Raw genomic sequence first — 20,436 nt, 5'->3', positions numbered from 1 at the left:
ACGTGCGCCAATCCTTCCCGTCTCCGTCGCGTGCGTCAGTCTTCTTCTTCACCGCGCAGCCGAGCGATATGCTCTTTCTGAATTTTGATTTTAGTCGTGTCCGCGATCTGGAGCGTCACCGTGTCTTTCCCCAAATTGGTAATGGTCCCCCAGATTCCGGAGGCCGTGACCACCTTGTCGCCCTTCTTAAGAGCAGCCAGCATAGTGTCCGCCTGCTTCCTGCGTTTTTGCTGCGGCAGAATCAGCATGAAATAGAAAATGACGAAAATGAGGACGAACGGAACCAGCGAGAGGAGACCCCCTCCTGCGCCTGTGCTCCCTGATGTTCCCTGCGCCCATGCCACCGAATCCCACATAATGTCCCCCGCCTGTGCCGCCGTTAAGAACCGTTCGTACTCTGAATGTCCGATCGACCATCATCTGCCGGCCGATCTACAACATACGTCCGATGAAACTCACGGCGAAACTCCTGAAAGGTTCCGCCTCGCACGGCGCTCCGGATCTCCTCCATCAACTTCGCGAAAAACCATAAGTTGTGAATCGTATTCAGCCGGGCGCCCAACATTTCTTTTACGCCGAACAAGTGGTGCAAGTACGCCCTGGTGTACCGCGTGCACACCGGACACCGGCAAGCCGGATCGATAGGCTGCTCATCACGCGCATACCGAGCCTGCTTGATCACCACACGCCCGAACGAGGTAAACAACCAGCCTGTGCGGCCGTGACGCGACGGCACGACGCAATCGAACATATCGATCCCGCGCGCCACCCCTTCAACCAGATCCTCGGGCATGCCCACGCCCATCAAATAACGAGGCTTGGCCGACGGCAACTCGGGCACCGTGACATCCAACATGCCATACATGTCGGCTTTGTCTTCGCCCACCGACAACCCACCGACGGCATATCCGTCAAACCCCACCGAGACCAGATCACGCGCCGACTCCACCCGCAAGCCGGCATCCAGGCCGCCCTGAACGATCCCGAACAACGATTGATCCGTCCGCCGTTTGGCACTGACGCACCGTCGCGCCCACAGCGACGTCCGCTTGGAGGCATCACGAACCTGATCCAGGGAGGACGGCAATGCCACGACATGATCGAACGCCATAATGATGTCCGCGCCTAAGGCTTCCTGAATTTCAATGGAGGTTTCCGGACTGATAAACCGCGACGACCCATCGATATGGGATTGAAACATCACGCCTTCATCGGAAATCTTGCAAAACTTTGCCAAACTAAAGACCTGGAACCCACCGCTATCGGTGAGAATAGCGCCGGGCCATGCCGTAAACCCATGCACCCCGCCCAACTCCTCCACCACTTTATGTCCGGGACGAAGGTACAGGTGATAGGCGTTATTCAAGATGAGTCCATACCCCATCTTGAGCAATTCCTCTCCATCGACACTGCGCACATTGCCCAGCGAGCCGACCGGCATAAACGCCGGTGTCGCGATCTCACTGCGGGCGGTGGTCAACACGCCGACGCGCGCGCGTCCGCCGGATTCTTCATGGGTGATGCGGAAGGTTAACATGGGATCGGCAGTCCTACATCTGCTCTGGGGCTGACACGCCCAACACGTTCAACCCGTTTCGGACCACCTGCTGCACGGCCCACATCAGTGCCAGCCGGGCACCCGTCAGGCCCGGCGTCATCACCTCAGTTGCCCGGCCTGAGGAGCCGGACTGCTCAGTGGATAAGGCGGCTGCTGCCTCGCTGTCTGGTGCCGGAGGTAAAATCCGGTGCTTGTTATAAAAGGGGTGCACCATGCCGGCCAACTCACGAAGATAGTAGGCCATTCGATGCGGCTCTAACTCCACGGCACTCGCCTGCAACACCACCGGGAACGCCGACAGTTTCCGAATGAGCGCGAGTTCATCAGGATCTTCCAATACATTGAGATCGGCCTGACTCGGAAGGGGACAAGCAATGCCCCGCGAAGCCGCCACACGCCGGAGACTGGCAATCCGCGCATGCACATATTGCACGTAGTAGACCGGGTTCTCTTGCGATTGCTGCTTGGCTAATTCCAAATCGAAATCCAGATGCGTACTGGAATCGCGCATGAGAAAGAAAAATTTGGCGGCATCCGCCCCGACCTCGTCCATCACCTCACGCAGCGTGATGAACTCTCCGGACCGCTTGGACATCTCGACCTTCTGGCCTCCACGAAGGAGATTCACCATCTGCACCAGCACGACCCTCAGTCGCTCCTTCGGGTGGCCATAGGCCTGCACGACCGCCTGCATCCTCGGAATATACCCATGATGGTCGGCGCCCCACACATCGACCAGGAGATCAAAGCCCCGTCGCAACTTATCTCGATGGTAGGCGATGTCGGACGCCAGATAGGTATAGTCCCCCTCCTGCTTGCGGACCACCCGATCCTTTTCATCACCGAACGCCGACGATCGAAACCATTGCGCGCCCTCCTGATCGAACAAGAGGTCCCTGGCTCTCAGCTCGCTCAGTACCTGCTCCACGGCGCCGGACGACAACAACGAGGCTTCACTTAACCAGGACTCAAAGGCGATCCCGAACATCTCCAGATCCTGACGAATGAGTGCCAGTAATTCACGATACGCGAACTCCCTACTCCGTTGTTCCGCATCAGCAGCGGGAAGGGAGAGCAGCGCCGCGCCCTGTTCCGCCTTCACATGCTCGGCGACTGTGCGAATGTACCCGCCATGATACCCGTCTTCAGGAAAGGACACCGTCTGCCCACAAGCCTCCCGGTACCGCGCCAGAACCGACAGGCCTAGCAACTTCATCTGCCGGCCAGCATCGTTAATGTAGTACTCACTGACGACATCATGTCCGGTAGCGCATAAGAGACGGACTAGCGCTTGCCCCACAGCAGCACCGCGGCCATGCCCGACATGCAACGGCCCGGTCGGATTGGCGCTGACATACTCCACGAGCACTCGCCGTCCCTGCCCCACTTGGCTGTGGCCATACCGCTCGCCCTGCGCTTCAATCTCGCGCAGAACATCCATCCAGAGCTCTCGCTTGACCGTCAGATTCAAAAAGCCCGGTCGTGCGATTTCCGCACGACTGAACAATGCATCCCGCTGCTCGATGTGATCGATAATAATTTGGGCGATTTCAAACGGAGGGCGGCGCTCCGATGCAGATAAAGACATGGCGACGGTGCACGACACATCACCCCACTCGGGCCGCTTCGGGGCTTCGAGGTTGACCATCGGCATCTGCTCCAGCTTGAGCACCCCTCGTTGCTGCGCCGATCGAAGCGCCCCGACCAACGCCTGACTAACCTTGTCTTGCACCACACTCTGAGTCACAAAAACCCCTCTAAGTCTGCGTGGAAACAGCGAAAATCAAACTGGGAATCTAACACACCATGACATGAGAGACAAGATCGCGAGTTAGGTGGCAGGAACCGTCCGTCGCTCTGACAATAACAGTCGGCAGACCTCAATGATGCGCTCCGGAGCGATCTGAAGACACACGCGCTCACGGCACTCTGCCACGGCACTCCAAGTCCGGCAGGTACAGGGCGCTCCAGATACAATCGACACGGCGCGACCAAGCGGAGCCCAACGACGTGAATCAGTAGGACCAAAACAAGCAATCGTAGGAACCGACAAGGCAGCGGCGAGGTGCGTCACGCCAGAATCGTGTCCCACATAGAGTTTCGCATGCGACAGCACCCCTGCCATTGTGGACAAAGCCAGCCCACGGATGACCGGCACGTCGACCTTTATAGTCGCGAGGACGCGCTCCACAGCCTCACGATCAGACGGGCCTTCCAGCAATAGGGGAGCCATGTCGGCCTGGAACAACCACTCAATCACGGGCACGAGAAGCCGTGCATCTAAACACTTATGGGGGCTCCCGCTCCCCGGGTGAATCACCACCACCGTGTGCCGATTCTCTTGAATAAGTGCCTGAAGAACGAGCCTGCTGCGTTCGCGAATAGCCGGAGAGAGAACGAGTGGAGTACCGACTAGCTGACTAGTCCCGCTCAGTTGAATGGCATCAAGATACCGCGACGCTTGGTGTTCGGCACACAGATCGGTAGATGCAGCAGATTGCAGGCAGACATACTGAACACCCGAGGCCCGAAGTGTAGCCGAGAGGGCCCCTTCTGCGTCCGGAAGCCATCCGACTGCAATATCGCAATTGCCAAGCCATGCCCTAAATTCTGAACAAAGGCTGTCCGGCCCAGCCCATAGTCCACTCAAATATGACGATTCAAGAGGGAAAACTCGATCAACTTCCCCAGCTCCACACAAGAGCGCTCCCACGGACTGTCCGGCCAAAAACGCAATCTCATGGTGAGGAAACTGGTGCCGGACTGCGCATAAAGCAGGGCGGGACAAGAGCACATCACCTAGGGCCCCAGGGTGAATGACTAGCACCCCACGCTTGCTGCCGCCCTGTGGAACCTGGCTCGTCACGGTTTGTCAGATATCGGTGCGTTGGCGAGTGCTAAATCTTCGGGCGTATTGATATTCTGAAATGAACGAAGACCAACCCCAAGAGATGACAGGGCATTCGCTCCTAACACCGCAACTCGTAATGCTTCACTTCGATACAGTGTCTGGATCTTCAAGTTTTGACGTTCAGCCATCGCCTTGAGAAATTCGGCGCACCGTTTGGAATACACTGCGTGCATTGGTTGGAACTGTCCCTCGAGTTCCGCGACAACGACATCGGCCGTTTCATCACAGGAGACCATGTAACGAATCACCTCGGCATGAAGAAATGGCATATCACAGGCCACGGCAAATATCCTCGGCTGTGAGGCCGCTAACAGCCCGGTATACAGACCACCCAAACTACCTGCGTTCGGGATAACATCATAGACAACTCGACAGCCACGAACCTCCAGTGACTCGATTGGTTCAGCGAGGACAACCACCGTCTCAACGAAAGTATCCATTAATAGAGAGAGCGTCCGGTCAAAGACACTCTCTCCGTTCACCTTCAGGAAGCGTTTGTCCCGCCCCATGCGCAGGCTCTTTCCACCGGCAATGAGGACCCCGGTGACATCGACTAGGGTGCGCTCGCTCATCCCAATGTAGTCCCCAAATCCTAGTCACATAAAAAACGAGGGGGTGAGTTTCCCCACCCCCTCGCGACACCACCTCTAGCTCGAGTATCGACTTAGAGGACCTTACCCTTCTTCTTGTTGGCTCGGCGGGTCAGCATCCAGCCTTCCAAAAACACCACGCCAACTGCGATAACCGCTGGGTAAATATACACTTCCTGTGGAATCGGAGGCTGCAAGATCGTGTAATAGAAGGCCGATACGGCCATCTTCCGTCCCGCATCTCCGTTGTGTCCGTCCCAGGCAAAGAAGACCATCGGAATGTACTTACCGATGTCGAACCGCGTGTACTCATCATAATCATCCTTGTCGCCCTTCAGCGGACGGGAGATCATGACAGTCCACTGTCCGTTCTTCCACTCTGACTTCAACAACTTAACTTTTTCTTCGAAGTCATCACGTTCTTCAAAGTCCTGATCCCAACCAGTCCCCTTAAAGGACCGGAGAGAACCATCCGCCTCCCACTTCAGAATGTCGGCGTTGAACTTCGCATCCCCCCACAAATATCGTGGCTTGAACGGGGCAGGAATCTCTTGCCACTTGATCGGGAATTGGAACGCGATGCCATCGTTATAGACGGCATAATTGTTCTGAGCAGCAGCAATTGACCCTTCTTCTCCGGTCTTAGGCGCTTGCTCCTTCACACCAAAGTTCTCAACATTGACTTGAGTAGGCGCCCAAGGAAGTTTCCCCTCGGCGACACTCTTCGTCCGGTCATCCCACTGGATCAGATACACCACGTTTTTCTCGTTGTACAACGACTTGACCCAGATATCATCGATACGATTGACGAAGTTACGAGGCTTGTGGGTGATCTGACCGCCCATCGCAACATAACGACGGCCCTGCTTCTTCCACATCTCATTCTCGGGATCGTTCGAAATTTCACCCTCGACTGGAGCAGAAGGAACAACGAAGTTGATCTTCGGCTTGTCGGTCAAAGGATCAATGCCAAGAGGCTTACCCTCGGCATCGCGCTCACACAACGAGTTTACGAAGTTCGCAATGCTCCAACGGTCTTCAACGGACGTGCTATCCGCGAATGACGGCATTGGCGTCCCGTTTACACCCGTGGAGAAGGTACGGAAAATATTCCGCACATTATAAGGATCTTGGCGACTCCCACGGAAGTTCCAACACTTGTGCCAATCGGCCGGTTGAATTGAAAAGCCCCAGTCATCTTTCAAATTGAAAGCATTTCCATCCCCACGCCCTTCCACACCATGGCACTCAATACATTTCTTATCGACAATCAGCTGGGCGCCCTTCTTAATGCTCTCTTCAGTCGGCTCAGCAGGTTTGATGGTTCCAAGTTGAAGAATCGTCTGTGTCTCAGACTGCTTGTCAGTAAACTTTCGATCCTTGACCAACTGAGTCGTGACAAACGACAAAACCTGAAGCCGCTGCTCCTCGGTCAAGATACCTTCCCACGGTGGCATGGCGGAACCGGGGAGACCATGCGTAACCGTATCGAGCAGGTCATTCTTCCCAGAATCAGGAGTCTTCTCGTTGTAATTGAACAGGGGCAACTCTCCGCTCGCTGTGTGACGGATTTTGAATGTGCCCTGGTTGAAATTTCTCGGTCGTGGCCACAGACGATCGGCACCTGGCCCATCACCAGCACCATCCACGCCGTGACACCAGACACACTTGGTGAAATAGACACGCTTTCCAGCTTCGATCATCTCGGCGGGAGGAGCAGGTGCCAACTCCCCTTTTGAAAAGCCTTCCGGAAGATCTCCAGCATGGCCCAGCCCAACCGCACTCGCGGAGAGGATAAGGGCCCCTAAGGCTGCTCCGAAAATCGGCGTCGCCTTTACGTTCATACGAAGTTTGCTCATTGTTAACCTCACCACCTGTTCTCCCAGGTTGTTTGTAAGATTCAGGATTAGTCCCATGTCCGAGGATAGTATCCCGTGTGCCAATACTCGAACAGGATCACCTTCCAAATTTCATCCGTCGTCAGGTGCTGTTCCCATGGTGGCATAACCGAGGCCCACGGGAATCCTTCGTTCGGCAAACCAATTCCGCCCTTAGCTACGCGCCAGAAAATGAAGGTTTCCTGTAACTGTGCAATCGTTCCCGGGTCTGTGAAGTTAGCGGGAATCGGATTGAACGCAAAGGCATGGAGACCGCGACCGTTCAAATTGTCGCCGTGACAGAAGTGACAATTCTGGAAGAATATTTCGCCGCCTTCCCGAACATACTTCAGATACCCTTCAGCCTTGTCATCCCATGGGTTGGCATTGGGTGCCATCAGTCGTCCCATCCCCTGTTCGACGATCAGCTTATTGCTGTACGCCTGGTCATACTTGCCCTCGAGATTCACCCGATACGGATTCTGTGACGTTTGCAGGGTGTAGGTCTTGCCGTGCACCTTCGTGCTAGCTGGAGGTGCCGGATGTACCGTCCGGAGCTCAATCGGCTCATCCACACTCGGCTTCATGGTCATGAATGAGAATCCGCCGATAAGAATCGGTAAGAGAATGAGATACATCGTCCTGAGTGCCTTATGGAATCCAGTGTTGGCATCCAAAACATTGAGAATCGGCTGACGGAATTTCTTCCAATCCTCTTCGTTGGCCGACACCCACATGAACACGGCTACGAACGATACGGTTCCGTACATGGCACGAACGCTAAATGGAATCGGTGGATAGATACGGAACTTGAGATAGGCTTGGATAAAAGCCCAAAACAACACACCCTGCCAAAACCGGGGGAAGGCAATTCCCATTGAGTTGGCTAGATAACTCAGGCCGGTGAACCCAGCCACGAAGATGGCCAGCTCACTCAGTACCTGCATGGGCATGTAGCCCTCAACGAGCCTGACGGTGTTCGAGGGCACCACTCCGAAGATCATTCCGATCAACATGAGCAACCCCAGGACGCCGATCAATGCCACGACCGACATTAATGCTTTCATGTCCTCATCTCCCTTTCTTCCGCAGTAGCAACCAGATACCCATCGCAGTTAGGAGGCCTTGGGTGGCTCTTTCCCTTCCTGTACCTGCGAGAGGTAATCTACAAGTTTCTTGAGGGCGCCGGCGCTAAGCTTTTGCCCGAACACCTTAGGCATGGTGTTGTCGGGGAATCCCTTCACAACGTAAGCACTAGGCTCGACAATGGATTCCATGATGTAGTCAGGAACGCTTTTCGCCTTCCCCTTGTAATCCTTGTCTTTAATGCGCAGTGGAGCATTCGTTCCCTCGACCAACTTCGGACCAATCGTGCCGGTCGCTCCAGCGATTCCAGGAATCGTATGGCACGCGACACATTGTCCCTTTGCAAAAATCTGATCGACTGGTTCGGTTCCGTCCGCCATCAAGGCGCTGGCGCCAGGCTTTGCATCACCTTCTGTTGGTGGTTTTGGACGATCCGATTCCGGGATGAACTTTTCATAGGATTTGACAATCTCGTCAAAACCAGGGGCGTCTCGCCCTTCCCTCATATATAACCAGGTGTCTACCGCGGCCAGCTCAGGCAAAGACAAAGAGATCGGTGGCTTATGGATAGACGGCATCGGGCTAACCTTGTCATTGGTTCCCTTCACGCCATAACCAGCAACCACGAAACAGCTTGGACACGCATGCGACTCAGCAATATACTCCTGCCCATTCTCGGCCGTTCCTGACCCAGGAAATGCTTCCTTTTGATCGGAATCGCGAGCAGCAGCGTTCCCCTTATGATAGCGAGGATCTTCGATCTGTGTCCCTGCACGCTCTGGGAGTCCATCTAAGTTTGGTGCACGCTCGCCCAACATACCCTTGTGGAAAGCATGGCAGAGCGGACACTGGCCCTTACCAATTGCGCCCTGAACCTTATTCTGACCGACTCCACCGAAAATAATCTTCTCGCCCTCGTCAGCAAGCTCCGTCTGGGGCATGTTGCTGAAGTCTTTCTTTTCTTCGATGGGCGGAAATCCACCCTCAACCTGGGGCAACCAGTTCCCATATCCTGAGAGAGCGGCGGCGATGAAGAACATGAATCCGCCGATTTTCAGCAAGGCGCTGATATTCGTGAAATAGAGCGCCATCATGAACGTCATAGACGTAATCAGAACCAAAGACACGGGCAAAAGCCTGGACTCTTCGAAGAAATTCATCTTGTAATTGGCGATAGCCATAAAAAGAAGCATGGCGCCAATAGTGCCGATGAATGTCTTGAATACCGCACGCTTATTGGCAACAGGATCCGAAATGGAGGCCTTAAAATAAAACATTAGGGCCACAAGAATCCCTAATGCAGGCCAGCCCATCGCTACGGCCGCTTTAATGAGTTCAATCACAGCTCAAACCTCCTGCAGGAGGGGAAGGCTCTGGCTACGCGATAGCCAGACACCCTCCCTCATTGATTCATTTCTTGCGCTTTGATTAGTGACCAACTGCTGGTGCTGCCGCCCTGCCAGGCACAGCTGCCTTCGCCTCGGCCGGTGCCTTCTTAGCACCAAGGGCCCCTAACCAAAACACGAACATAATTGAAATCCAGAAGAACAGCACGTTGGCCGAAATCATGTTCGCAGCGAAGCCCACCGTATGGGTGTAGGCCCAAGGTGAATTGTCACGCATAATTTCATTGACGTGCCAGAACAGGCGGACAGAGGATCGGATGTATCCCATCAGACCCATCATCCACGTGAAAGCCGTGGCCAACATGATGAGCGCGTATTGAGACCGGGCAGAAATCTTACCCCACTCAATCGGTCCCATCTGTTTGGCACCCTTCATCATGACGCTGTTAAGCGCGAACATGAAGAACAGGCACGACAGCGTAGTAGCCACCTGCGGAACGGACAAGCCGACGCGTACGTTCGCCGGAATATAGTAGCCGTACACAGCCAACATAATGATGTTGAGGTACGCAAAGAAGAAGAAACAGCCCATGAAGATATTGCCGAACTTCGACCACGACACCGTCGAAACCTTATTGCCTCGCATATACCACACGAAGCTCAACACGGTTGTCGTGATAATGACATTGATGCCGCCGTTTTTGGCCGACATCACGCCATAGTTACCCAGCACTGGATGCTGCTGGCCACCCATCGCCTTCAACTCGGCGGGAGTCATAACGATGGTATGCGGCGTAATAAAGACCAGGTATCCGCACGTGAGCAGGAACACGAGATACTTAATGTAGCGCTGATATTTTTCCGCACCACGCATCCGGCCAAGCGCTTGCCAGAGATAGTAGTTGGTGCTCAAGAACAGAATTCCGATCATGGTTGCCTGAATGATGAACAACCAAGCCAACAATCCGCCCATCAAGGTGATACCCATCTGCTGCCGATAGGCATAGACCTCACGCATCAACCAATAACCCGCGAATGGCAACGGAATCAGGAACGCCACACCGAGAGCCATCGCGATGTAACCCATCCAATCGTAGTGAGCACGCTCCTCATCGGTCTTAGCCGACAAGAACCGATAGGCCGCATAGGCCGCCACGACACCACCACCGAAGGCCATGTTACCGAGAATGCGATGGAGATTGAGCGGGTTCCACAACGCGGTGTGGATCACGTGCCAGATATTACCGAGATACCGGCCCTGCTCGTCAACGCCGGCAGGAGACATCATGAAGCCGATCCATGAATTCGCCAGGAACATCAAGATCGTACCGATGACGTTCAGGACGACGGACATGCTGAGGTGAATCCATTTCAGGAACCCCTCCTTCATCTTGTCCCAGCCATAATAGTAAATGTAGAGAGTTCCGCTTTCGGCCACGAACATCAATGCATAAATATGCATGACCGGCCTAAAGATACCCGAGAGATACTGGAAGAAGGCTGGATAGAGAGTCAGGAAGGTAAAGATCAGAATTCCGCCCAAGATGGCCGTCAGAGAGTAGGCCGTCAGACTGATCTTAATAAAGTCGTACGCCAGCTGATCATACCGCTTAGCCATCGCCTTATCTTTGGTCACGACCCCCATAAATTCGATGACCATACAGAAAATAGGAACAGCCAAGACGAAGCTACCATAGTAAAGGTGCTGCTGGTTGGCAAACCAGAGCAGGACGCGACTCTCGAAATTGTATCGAGGATAGTCCTTCTCGCTGTCCGTTGTCTTAGGAGCCGGTGGGCCCGAGACAATACCTTCCGTCTTGTAATAAACGTCCTTACCCTTCTCAACCTTTGCGTCACCACCCTCTTTCTTCACGCCGGCAGCAGGAGCGCCACCGTCGCTAGCAAGGGCAGGGATCGCAACCAGAATAGGCAAGAGGAGGAGGCCGATCATTGCGCCTAGCGCCATGATCGACATCAACTTCGTGCGGGTTACAGAGCCCATGGGTTACCTCCTTGATACATCGCGTATGTGAACAACAACTTCAAAGCCCTACCCTCCGAATGATTACTTTCGAAGGAGATACCAAAAGTCCAAACCCTGCGCGTCCATCAGAAAATGATCAACCGCTGCAAAAAACGAGACGCAGATCAAAACGGATACGACGACATACACAATTGTTTGGCCCATCTCAAACCCCCCTCAACTTGATAAACAATTTCCCAGGCCAGAATACCGGATCAGCAAGGGCACTGAATCCCGCCGAACCAGTAAAAAAACCAAAGACTCACTGCCAGGGTGATGTAGAAAATCATTTTTCCGATCTTAACTTGGACGTCATCCTGAGCAGCTTCCATCTTGATTCTCCCAACGGTTTAAGTACGTATTTTGAATTGACACACCAACTACGCTGTGTTAATCAAAATCCCTCACGCACATGATTTTTAAAGGGATTTTTATGGCTAAAAATTCAAAAGTGTTCGACATTATAGTTTTGGCTGGAATGGTTGTCAATATCATTTTGGCCGTGTTTCTGATCCTCTACTACTTCGATTTCCTATGATTTTCTCCGGCCCCACGCCTCCAGACGACCGGCCATTCTCTGCACTTGATTGAGCGCAACGAAAGCCGATTGTTTCATCCCGAAAATCCAGCATCATCTTGCTGCGCGCGGTAATGCGTAAATCAGACCCCGAACTGGTATAGGCAGCCCCGCGCAACACCTTATAGGTTCCGTATTCAGGACTTTCCGGATTGCGCTCTGAAGCCGCAGCATAGGCCCCCTCAAGGTACCAATCGTTCACCCATTCCATAACATTGCCCGCACCATCCATAACCCCATAGGGACTGGCGTCACTCTTCACCCGCCCCACCGGCGCCGCCACCTCAAACCCATCGTCCACGCGAGCCCAATTCGCCGCGTTCGGCACTTCAACGTTTCCCCATGGCCACAGGCGACCATCGGGCCCGCGCATGGCCTTCTCCCACTCCGCCTCAGAAGGCAACCGCCTTCCACGCCACTCGCAATAGGCTTTCGCGTCCTCCCAGGAGACATAGACCGCAGGCTGATTCACACCTCGCATACGCAGCGTATTTTTCGCATACCGTGAGGGAGGTCCGGACTTTCGATGCCCCGTTGCCTTCACAAACGCAGCATATTGCGCGTTAGTCACCTCGTAGCGATCAATCAGAAACTGGTCGAGATAAATCGTCCGCTCAGGCTGCTCATCAAACCCGCCCCGGTTGGTCCCGAAGATAAACGGCCCCGCAGGAATCACAACGAGCTCTTCTTCAAGAGGTTCCTCAGCGGAGGCCAGCTCAGGATTGGAGGCTCCCTGATCCTGTTCGGCCGGCCGAGGCTCAGCTTCAAACGGAGTGGATACCGTCCCTCGAAGAATCGCAATGACGGGCAAGCTGGCGGCAAACAGCACCACCAGAAGAAAAATCACTTTGAATCGCGTTTCGAGCATGCCGATACAGACTACTTAACGACCACATCGGCCTCGATGTCTTTCGCGCAGCGAAAGCCGACCGTTATGTCATGTCGCCACGGTTTTGCCTGAAATCGCTTTGACGAACGCACATTTCGCTTGGTTTCCCGCCAGGAACCGCCACGGATAACACGCTGCTCGCCCTGGTCAGGCCCCTTCGGGTCACGATACGGAGAGCCCCGATACGAATTTTCGTCGTAAAAATCCGCGACCCACTCACCGACGTTACCCGTCATATCGTAGATTCCGTAGGGACTGCGTCCCGACTCGAACGACCCCGGGGGAGCCAGATAACGAAATCCGTCCTCATTTCCATCGATGTTCGCGTATCCCACCACAAACTCATCACCCCAGGCATAGCGACGCTTCCCTTCTCCGCGAGCGGCCTTCTCCCACTCCGCTTCCGTCGGCAACCGCTTGCCGGCCCATTTGCAATAGGCCTCTGCATCGTCCCACGTCACAGCAATCATCGGATATTCAGGTTTCAGCAATTTGACAGGATCCTCTTCGAACACTTCGATCTTTCGCTTGATTCGCTTCGTCATCCTGGCAAAGCGATCATAGGCATCCTGCGTGACCTCGTGCCTATCCAGAAAATATGCTTTCAGATATACCTGGTGCTCAGGCTTTTCATCCGGATCACTATCGTTGTCACGGCTACCCATCACAAACGGCCCTTCAGAAACCTGCACCATGTCACGGCCGTCATCGCCGACAAGCGTCTTATACATCGAGAAGTCCTGCGCGGCGGCCACGGCGACCGGCTTGACCTCCGTGGTGATCGAAAGCACCTGCTGGCGCAACTGCTTCGCCTTATAGGATTCGTAGACCAGCCCGCCAATCATCAAAATAAACGACCCGAACACAAAGATGATCGACCCGATCAGCACACCCCTATTTTCCATCTCGTTACTCGCACCTCAGGATTTAATAACCGCCGAGTCAGCCGAAGCCTCGTCACTACTCGCTTCCAGTGCCGCAGCCTTTCTCGCTGCCCGCACATCCAACAACATCGAAATCTGCACGCCGAGAAATCCCCCCATCGCCGCGCCGGCCCCTGCCCCGAACGAGACCTTCTCAATTCCGGCAATAAACCACGCCAACAGGCCACCGAGTACCGTACCGACCAGGATACTGACCAGGAAGCGGCGCCCGCCGAGAAACCCAACCACCGCGCCCAACGCCAATCCCAATCCCGAAGCCAATGGAATGGACGAGCCGCCAAGAATTGCTCCGATCAACGCACCGACCGTGCCCATCACCACCGCACCAAATGCCACTTCAAGCAACACCCTGGTCGATGGTGGATTCATCCCTGCCATGATGACCTTCTACGAAAGGGAGTTCCCCCAACACTCACTTGCCCGAACTCACCGTAACTGTCCCAAAATCGATTTCCACACCGGGCCCCGCAAACAACGAAATACCCCAGGCCTTCTCAGCCGGCTCGTGCTTATGAATACGCTTAAAATCTTCGTACACGTTGACCCGCTCTTCCACCCACTCCCCGACCGGAAGCACTCCGCTCTGCACCACCAATTCTGATCCGCTAAACATCCCGCCCTCAACGAACGTCCCTTCCGGCTTTCCGGCGCTCCAGATGTATTTCGTAAACACCGGAATAAACATGAGATCCGTATCCAGCGAAGCATAGAGTGCCGCAATCGGCTCCGAACCGCTGGGAGCCTTATGGAGACGCCAGCGCCAGGTCAGCACCGGATAGACCTTCGGGTCCCAGTCGATCTTGCGTTTCTTCACACGCTGTCCTGCATCCTTGGCCGCGAGAAATTTTTTCCCGTCTTGCGATTGGATCTTGTAGGCATCGCGCCCCTTGGCCTGACTACGCTGATTCTCATGCTGCCAATCGATCGGAAATCCGTCCTGATCTGCCGACTGAAAATCTTCCAGCACCAACACTCCGGCTTCGTTTGCATAGGCCGGAGCGCCAACTCCCATCACACTGCACAATCCCACCACACCCAACAGCCCTATTGCCGCGACAAACATCTTCATAGCCATCTCACATTCCCTCATCACCGTCCTTATCCCTCATGAGACGGAGACGGCAGAAAGCCTGCCTCCTTCTCCGCGCTCACATCTTCATGCATCACCGGCTGCTGCCCGCGCTGACAGACCCAAAATAGGAAGAATACCGCCCCCCAAAACAGGGCCATGTTGATCGTGACCATTTTTGCGGCGAATCCAAGCGATGGCGTAAACGCCCAGGGGGACGTATCCGGCATCAACTCGTTGACGTGCCAAGCCAACCGGCCCGAAGAGCGGATATACCCCATCAACCCCATCACCCAGGTAAACGCCGCCGCCAACCCGAACAAGCCAACCATTCCGCGAACCGAAATCTGGCCCCACTGTACAGGACCGTGGATTGTTGCACCACGCAACATACGTCGGTTCAGCAGCAAACCCAGCGTGACCACGAGCAACGTGGTGACGGCCTGCGGGCCGGACAACCCGACGCGGAGACTGGCGGGAAGATAAAATCCATAGACCGATAAGCCGATGATGTGCGCCGTTCCGAAACCGAACAGGGCCCCCAGGATGACATTTCCCGCTTTGGCCCATGAGATCGTCATCGTCCGATTTGCGCGTCGATAAAAGATGTAACTCAAGGCGGTGATGCAGATCATCACGTTGACCGCGCCGTTCTTCGACGACATGACGCCGTAGTTTCCGATGACCGGATGCTGCGCCCCGCCCATGGCTTTGACTTCCGTCCCGGTCATCAAAATGGTGTGAGGCGTCAACCAGATAAACAGACAACCCGTCAGCGCGAGCAGGAGATATTGATAGTAGGGCTGATAACGCTCACCGCCGCGAATCCGTCCCATGCTCTGCCAGAGATAGTAATTCACGCCAAGAAAGAGGGCGCCGATCAACAGCGCCTGCACCACGAAGAGCCAGGTCAGCAACCCGCCCATCATCGTGACGCCCATGCTTTGACTGTACGCATAGACGGAACGCATCAACCAATAACCGGCGAACGGCATCGGCAACAAGGCGCAGACCGTCACAAACAAGAACACATAGCCGACCCAATCGTAATAAGCCCGCTCCTCCTGACTCTTGCCGGAAAAGAACCGATAACAGGCATAGGCCAGGACGACCGCGCCACCCGACATGATGTCCGCGAGGAATCGATGCAAGTTCAGGGGATTCCAGAGTGCCGAGCGAAGTAAATGCCAGGGATTCCCCAAATACCGTCCCTGCCCGTCGACGCCGGACGGCGCCATCATGAAGGCGGACCAGGCATTGGCTAATAACAGCAGCGACGTGCCGAACACCACCGCAAGCACGCCGATCGACAGGTGGACCCACTTCGACCCCGGCGCTGCCATCCGATCCCAACTGTAGTAGTACGCGATCGTGAGAAACGTCGTCCCGACAAACACCAGCGCATAGAGAGGCATCATGACCTTGAAGGTGCCTCCCATGTATTGCATGAAGCTGGGGTACAGCGTGATGAACATCGTCAGCATCACGCTCCCCACCGCTGCGGTCACGGAAAGCGCGAGCAGCGCCACCTTCAACAGATCTTGCGCCAACCCGTCATAACGCACGGCCATCGCGGGATTCCTCGCGACCAACCCCAGAAATTCCAAGAGGACGCAAAAGATCGGTAGGGCCAGGACAAAACCACCGAAGTAGGTATGCTGCTGGATGATAAACCACATCAACAACCGGCTATCGAGTGACCCGACTTGCGGATAGTGGTTCTCATTCGCCGTCGGCGCCGAAGGACCGTCCGGAACTCCGGGCGTATGGAAATACACATCTGCGGAGGGGTCGGCGGCCACCAGCGATGGCGGACTCAGCAGCAGAACACTCGCGGCCACCAGCAACCCGGACAGCAACAACAGGATCACGGACGGAAGCGGAAGGCGTTTAATCATGACGACGCTCTCTGGCTGTTCTTGTCAAAGACAGCCGCAGATCCACTCAATGCCGTACCAGCAATGGCTTCGCGGGACTTGCCGAGAATGCCCATGACGAATGGGCAGCGCAACAAGGCGCTGGGCACTCCTCCAGGCTGACGATTTTCGATATCCCGCCGATGTCCCAGGTAATAGCAGTACAGCGCCATCACGCCACCGACGAGGCCGGCGACGCCAGCGAAGAGTCCGGGTGAACTCATCGGCTGTTTCAACACATACAGACAACCGCCGACCAACACCAGATAGTAGGTCGAGGCGAAGGCCAGCCCGGGCCACCACCAAAACTTCACCAATTCATTCCAGCGGGTCGAGGACAATCCGGCCGTCCAGGCTGCCCCATTTCCTTGCCCGGCGAAAAATGCCAAGAGACCGACCGTTCCCGCCGCCATCGTCACGACAGCGCCTTGCGCCAACACGGCCATGTCACCGCTAACGAGCGCCGCCAGAAGCAGCGAGAGACTCACACAACCGGCAACCCCTGCCGCCACCCACCCCGCCAGGGCCGGCGTCACTCGCGCCAGCAGGGCACGAAGCCCCGCGCCATCAGGAAACGTGACGAACGGCCGCCCGCTGGCTTCAAGCCATCGCACATACCCGATCTCAAATGCATCGCGCGCGACCGCCGTACTGGGAATAATCATCGCCATCATGGCCGGGCCATCGGGATGCTTGGCATAGTCATATCCAACGAGCCAGAGTAGCGCCAGCACGAGCAGCGACAACTGCACTCCATACACAAAACCGATCCAGGCAAGAATCCATCCGATACGTCTGGCTCCATCCGCGCTCACTAGTTGCGCAAACGGCACCCCTCGACCGACGCGATAGGCACAGATCGCCGTCACCAGCGACACCAGGCCACTCAAGAGCAGCAGCGTCACCGGCTCTGCCAGCGACATGCCATGCTTCGCCGCCCGGTACACCGCAAACGCCACCAGCCCCGGGACAAACATGACCAGGCGCTTTCTTGTTCGAACCGAATCTTCGGTGACGGCCAGCGTCAAACTTGGAAGGACTCGCAGTGCCAATCGGTGCAACATGTTGTCAGTCGCCAAGCACAATGATGTGGGGCGCGGGAGCGACGCCGTGGGCTCCGCGCAAGAGCCGCCTTAGCATTTACGCGTCATCGCGCTGAGCCGCCATGCCGAAATATCGCGCCTTCACTTCTTCCATCAGCGCGACGGTCACAGAGCGTTCACCACGATCCACCGCCGTTCGTTCCAACTCAACGCGCGCCATGGCCCGAACCGGCGCCGGCACATTGGCGAGGCGCTGCTCTGCATCCGGGTCCCATGAGACCATATCGCCCGTTTTCGCCTGATCGATCAATTCGTAGGTAATCACTCGCTGCCGTCTGGTCCGGGCAAACCCTTCCACCAGTTCACGCAGGACTGGAACGGCATAGGGAGGAACACGATCCAGCCGATGCCGGGCATCATCAGTCCACATCAGACGATCGACCAACCCATCGACCTGTCCCACCGGCACATCGACCCCCACTACCCACTGGCAGGGCCGACACTCCGAACGGACAAACCACGTGGGATCGCCCTCACGGGAGATGCGCTCCTCAACACCCTCGGTATGCATCCATCCGCCGCACCCGCACACAAGCATATCGGCCCTCAGCTCTTCATCTCCGCTCGACGTTCCTACCCGATTTTCCCGGGATAGAGGATGTACAACATGGCATAGGTAAAGGTTCCGGTCAGAAAGAGGATACAGTAGACGATCATGGTGAAACGGCCGAGGGCGCGGTGCCGCTGCCCGCCATCAGGCCAGATCCGTTGAATGCCCATCTCCACTGCAAACACGATCGCGACCAGGGTGAGAAACCCGATATAGACCTCCAGCTTTCGCATGGAAAACCCGGCAGACATGACGCGTGTTCCGAATAACAGCATCACCACCGCCAGGAGCGCCGCAAATATCAGGCTCACCTTTTTCCACGATGTCAGCAGCCGAGCGGCACTCAGCACCCGTGCGCCGCTCAGAAATTGCTGCGAACGGAACCCCAGCACAATCATGTACACGGCCATGACCAACCCGATGATCACCAGAATGATATGTATTGTCAGCACAGGGATGAACACGTAGTCGTATAGGGCCTGGGAACCCCCGAACCCTTCTTTTCCTTCGAACGCCAACACCCCCAACTGCCGAAACAGATAGTAGGCGGTGAAGAATCCGACCATGGTCACCATCCCGCCCAACATGAGCCAGTGATGGTGATGTCCACGATGCTGCTTGGCCTGCAACCATCCGATGATGAAGAGGCCGGTGAACAGCGTGGCCATCAACTGACTGAGATCGGCCCCCATCGTCGCATGGGTGCCGAAGAATCCCGGCTGACGCAAAAATTCAAACATGGTACATCTTACCCGACACTTGGCCGAACACCTTGCACCACCGCCGTCCGCTCGATTTCCTCAACCGAGACATATCCCCCATCGTGCATCCACTGCATGGCTTCTGCGGTGCGGTAGCAGGCGCCTTGTTCAGTATTGACGAGAATATGGACGGCAAACGCCGCCGTCCAGGCAGGGCTCGTACCCGAGGCATCCAAGAACCGGTCTTTGATGATCAAGCGTCCACCGGGATTCAGATGGCTATAGATTTTCTTCACCAGCGCGGCATTGGTTGCCAGATCCTGATAGTGAAGGATATCGGACATCAACACCACGTCATAGGGGCCACCCAACGAATCGCGGTTGAAGTCACCGGCCTTCAGGGAAATCCTGCCTTCAAGCCCCGCGTCCTTCACGGTCCGTTCGGTCAATGGGAGCGTCGTTTGCAGATCGAAGACCGCCGCCGAAAGTTGCGGGTACACCTGACAAAATGCAATGGCGTTGGTTCCGGCCCCGCCCCCGAGATCGAGCATCGTCCGTGCCTGGCCAAGCGCAAGGCGTTTCGCCAAATCTGGGCCACTTTGTTGCCCGATCCGGTGCAAGACGGACAACACATTGGCGCCAAGCGCGGGATCCGTCTCGAAGACATGTTGCGTAACCGGCGATCGGCCTGTTTTCACGGCCTCCTCCAGCTTGCCCCAATTGCCCCATTCGGCATCATGCAACAGCAGCAAGTGCCCGATATATTGCGGCCCGTGCTTGACGAGATGCGTCGTGGCTACCGGCGTATTGGCATAGAGATCGCCGGTCTTCGACAAAAGCCTGATCGCCACCAGCGCATTCAGAAGTAACTCCAGCGCCCGCACATCGGCGCCGAGTTTCTCGGCCGCTTCAGAGGCGGTACGGCCGCGTCCATCCAGCACCGAAAAGACGTCTAACTTCACGGCTGTCAAAAGAATTTTTGTTTCCCAGTAGTACCCTAACTGGAACACTTCGGCGAGAGACAATTCACGAGGCACAGATCACCCACTCAGATAATGTGGTGTTGAAATTTGGCATCTTACCCAGTTCAGAAAGGGAAACGCAAGGCGAGTGGCGGGCAGGGAACAACCCCTGAAAACCAATAACGACGCGGATTGGCCGGCTGGATGATGCTGATGAAATCGATGGACTCAGAGGCCGGAACACATGATGTGATGAAGAGGAAGATCGCCCATGGTGCGACACAAACAAAAGAGGCAGTGGTCCGATGTGAACCACTGCCCCTCAGTCAGCGAG

18 protein-coding genes are annotated in these 20,436 nt (G+C 55.6%); all 18 read right to left on the bottom strand.

The genetic code is table 11. From position 1 onward, the window contains the following. Positions 1–35: 35 nt before the first annotated feature. Positions 36–356 carry a preprotein translocase subunit YajC gene (gene yajC, locus NSND_RS18715; protein WP_080880431.1) on the bottom strand — a complete coding sequence of 107 codons (321 nt, stop codon included), beginning with the start codon at positions 354–356 and terminating at the stop codon, positions 36–38. Between the two features lie 23 nt (positions 357–379). Next, complete coding sequence (gene tgt, locus NSND_RS18710; protein ID WP_080880430.1) at positions 380–1,537, bottom strand: tRNA guanosine(34) transglycosylase Tgt; 1,158 nt, start codon at positions 1,535–1,537, stop codon at positions 380–382. A 13-nt stretch (positions 1,538–1,550) separates the two neighbouring features. Next, the gene (gene argS, locus NSND_RS18705) at positions 1,551–3,305 is read right to left on the bottom strand and encodes an arginine--tRNA ligase (RefSeq protein WP_080880429.1); all 1,755 of its coding nucleotides are present in this window, start codon (positions 3,303–3,305) and stop codon (positions 1,551–1,553) included. 84 nt (positions 3,306–3,389) lie between these two features. Further along, positions 3,390–4,271, bottom strand: coding sequence for a glycosyltransferase family 9 protein (locus NSND_RS22235; RefSeq protein WP_369974252.1), 882 nt, complete (start codon positions 4,269–4,271; stop codon positions 3,390–3,392). Between the two features lie 149 nt (positions 4,272–4,420). After that, the gene (locus tag NSND_RS18695; RefSeq protein WP_080880427.1) at positions 4,421–5,041 is read right to left on the bottom strand and encodes a molybdenum cofactor guanylyltransferase; all 621 of its coding nucleotides are present in this window, start codon (positions 5,039–5,041) and stop codon (positions 4,421–4,423) included. 92 nt (positions 5,042–5,133) lie between these two features. Further along, positions 5,134–6,903 carry a c-type cytochrome gene (locus NSND_RS18690; RefSeq protein WP_235000309.1) on the bottom strand — a complete coding sequence of 590 codons (1,770 nt, stop codon included), beginning with the start codon at positions 6,901–6,903 and terminating at the stop codon, positions 5,134–5,136. A 62-nt stretch (positions 6,904–6,965) separates the two neighbouring features. Next, a complete protein-coding gene (locus NSND_RS18685; protein WP_080880426.1) occupies positions 6,966–8,003 on the bottom strand; it encodes a c-type cytochrome in 1,038 nt (345 codons plus the stop codon). Between the two features lie 48 nt (positions 8,004–8,051). Continuing rightward, on the bottom strand, positions 8,052–9,365 hold the full coding sequence (locus NSND_RS18680) for a cytochrome c family protein (protein ID WP_080880425.1): 1,314 nt from the start codon (positions 9,363–9,365) through the stop codon (positions 8,052–8,054). An 85-nt stretch (positions 9,366–9,450) separates the two neighbouring features. Next, entirely contained in the window at positions 9,451–11,370 is a 1,920-nt protein-coding gene (locus NSND_RS18675; protein ID WP_080880424.1) for a cytochrome ubiquinol oxidase subunit I, read from the bottom strand. Between the two features lie 512 nt (positions 11,371–11,882). Next, a complete protein-coding gene (locus NSND_RS18670; protein ID WP_080880423.1) occupies positions 11,883–12,836 on the bottom strand; it encodes a formylglycine-generating enzyme family protein in 954 nt (317 codons plus the stop codon). Positions 12,837–12,847: 11 nt separating this feature from the next. Beyond that, positions 12,848–13,762, bottom strand: coding sequence for a formylglycine-generating enzyme family protein (locus NSND_RS18665; protein ID WP_080880422.1), 915 nt, complete (start codon positions 13,760–13,762; stop codon positions 12,848–12,850). 15 nt (positions 13,763–13,777) lie between these two features. Next, positions 13,778–14,179: a hypothetical protein gene (locus NSND_RS18660; RefSeq protein WP_080880421.1), complete on the bottom strand. Its 402-nt coding sequence runs from the start codon at positions 14,177–14,179 to the stop codon at positions 13,778–13,780. 34 nt (positions 14,180–14,213) lie between these two features. Next, positions 14,214–14,876 (bottom strand): DUF3047 domain-containing protein, encoded by a 663-nt coding sequence (locus NSND_RS18655; RefSeq protein ID WP_159450876.1) that lies wholly within the window; start codon positions 14,874–14,876, stop codon positions 14,214–14,216. 23 nt (positions 14,877–14,899) lie between these two features. Continuing rightward, the gene (locus NSND_RS18650) at positions 14,900–16,768 is read right to left on the bottom strand and encodes a cytochrome ubiquinol oxidase subunit I (protein ID WP_080880419.1); all 1,869 of its coding nucleotides are present in this window, start codon (positions 16,766–16,768) and stop codon (positions 14,900–14,902) included. Further along, positions 16,765–17,850, bottom strand: a complete 1,086-nt coding sequence (locus NSND_RS18645; RefSeq protein WP_080880418.1) for a hypothetical protein — start codon at positions 17,848–17,850, stop codon at positions 16,765–16,767. Before NSND_RS18645 ends, NSND_RS18650 begins: the two co-directional genes overlap by 4 nt. Before the next feature lie 76 nt (positions 17,851–17,926). Continuing rightward, a complete protein-coding gene (locus NSND_RS18640; protein ID WP_159450875.1) occupies positions 17,927–18,400 on the bottom strand; it encodes a PCP reductase family protein in 474 nt (157 codons plus the stop codon). Between the two features lie 62 nt (positions 18,401–18,462). Beyond that, on the bottom strand, positions 18,463–19,179 hold the full coding sequence (locus NSND_RS18635) for a DUF420 domain-containing protein (RefSeq protein WP_080880416.1): 717 nt from the start codon (positions 19,177–19,179) through the stop codon (positions 18,463–18,465). Positions 19,180–19,187: 8 nt separating this feature from the next. Then, positions 19,188–20,177: a methyltransferase gene (locus NSND_RS18630; RefSeq protein ID WP_080880415.1), complete on the bottom strand. Its 990-nt coding sequence runs from the start codon at positions 20,175–20,177 to the stop codon at positions 19,188–19,190. Positions 20,178–20,436 lie beyond the last annotated feature (259 nt).

Source organism: Nitrospira sp. ND1, from assembly GCF_900170025.1.
Lineage (GTDB): Bacteria > Nitrospirota > Nitrospiria > Nitrospirales > Nitrospiraceae > Nitrospira_A.
Note: the sequence above shows the minus strand (reverse complement) of the source record. Positions and strands in the feature narration are given on the sequence as shown.

What these genes read in the sequence shown, in the direction of transcription:
- NSND_RS18690 (WP_235000309.1), bottom strand. Translation starts at nt 6,903, where the DNA reads ATGAACGTAAAGGCGACGCCGATTTTCGGAGCAGCCTTAGGGGCCCTT.
- NSND_RS18635 (WP_080880416.1), bottom strand. Translation starts at nt 19,179, where the DNA reads ATGTTTGAATTTTTGCGTCAGCCGGGATTCTTCGGCACCCATGCGACG.
- NSND_RS18650 (WP_080880419.1), bottom strand. Translation starts at nt 16,768, where the DNA reads ATGATTAAACGCCTTCCGCTTCCGTCCGTGATCCTGTTGTTGCTGTCC.
- NSND_RS18665 (WP_080880422.1), bottom strand. Translation starts at nt 13,762, where the DNA reads ATGGAAAATAGGGGTGTGCTGATCGGGTCGATCATCTTTGTGTTCGGG.
- tgt (WP_080880430.1), bottom strand. Translation starts at nt 1,537, where the DNA reads ATGTTAACCTTCCGCATCACCCATGAAGAATCCGGCGGACGCGCGCGC.
- yajC (WP_080880431.1), bottom strand. Translation starts at nt 356, where the DNA reads ATGTGGGATTCGGTGGCATGGGCGCAGGGAACATCAGGGAGCACAGGC.
- NSND_RS18640 (WP_159450875.1), bottom strand. Translation starts at nt 18,400, where the DNA reads ATGCATACCGAGGGTGTTGAGGAGCGCATCTCCCGTGAGGGCGATCCC.
- NSND_RS18655 (WP_159450876.1), bottom strand. Translation starts at nt 14,876, where the DNA reads ATGGCTATGAAGATGTTTGTCGCGGCAATAGGGCTGTTGGGTGTGGTG.
- NSND_RS18695 (WP_080880427.1), bottom strand. Translation starts at nt 5,041, where the DNA reads ATGAGCGAGCGCACCCTAGTCGATGTCACCGGGGTCCTCATTGCCGGT.
- NSND_RS18670 (WP_080880423.1), bottom strand. Translation starts at nt 12,836, where the DNA reads ATGCTCGAAACGCGATTCAAAGTGATTTTTCTTCTGGTGGTGCTGTTT.
- NSND_RS18685 (WP_080880426.1), bottom strand. Translation starts at nt 8,003, where the DNA reads ATGAAAGCATTAATGTCGGTCGTGGCATTGATCGGCGTCCTGGGGTTG.
- NSND_RS18645 (WP_080880418.1), bottom strand. Translation starts at nt 17,850, where the DNA reads ATGTTGCACCGATTGGCACTGCGAGTCCTTCCAAGTTTGACGCTGGCC.
- NSND_RS18675 (WP_080880424.1), bottom strand. Translation starts at nt 11,370, where the DNA reads ATGGGCTCTGTAACCCGCACGAAGTTGATGTCGATCATGGCGCTAGGC.
- NSND_RS18660 (WP_080880421.1), bottom strand. Translation starts at nt 14,179, where the DNA reads ATGGCAGGGATGAATCCACCATCGACCAGGGTGTTGCTTGAAGTGGCA.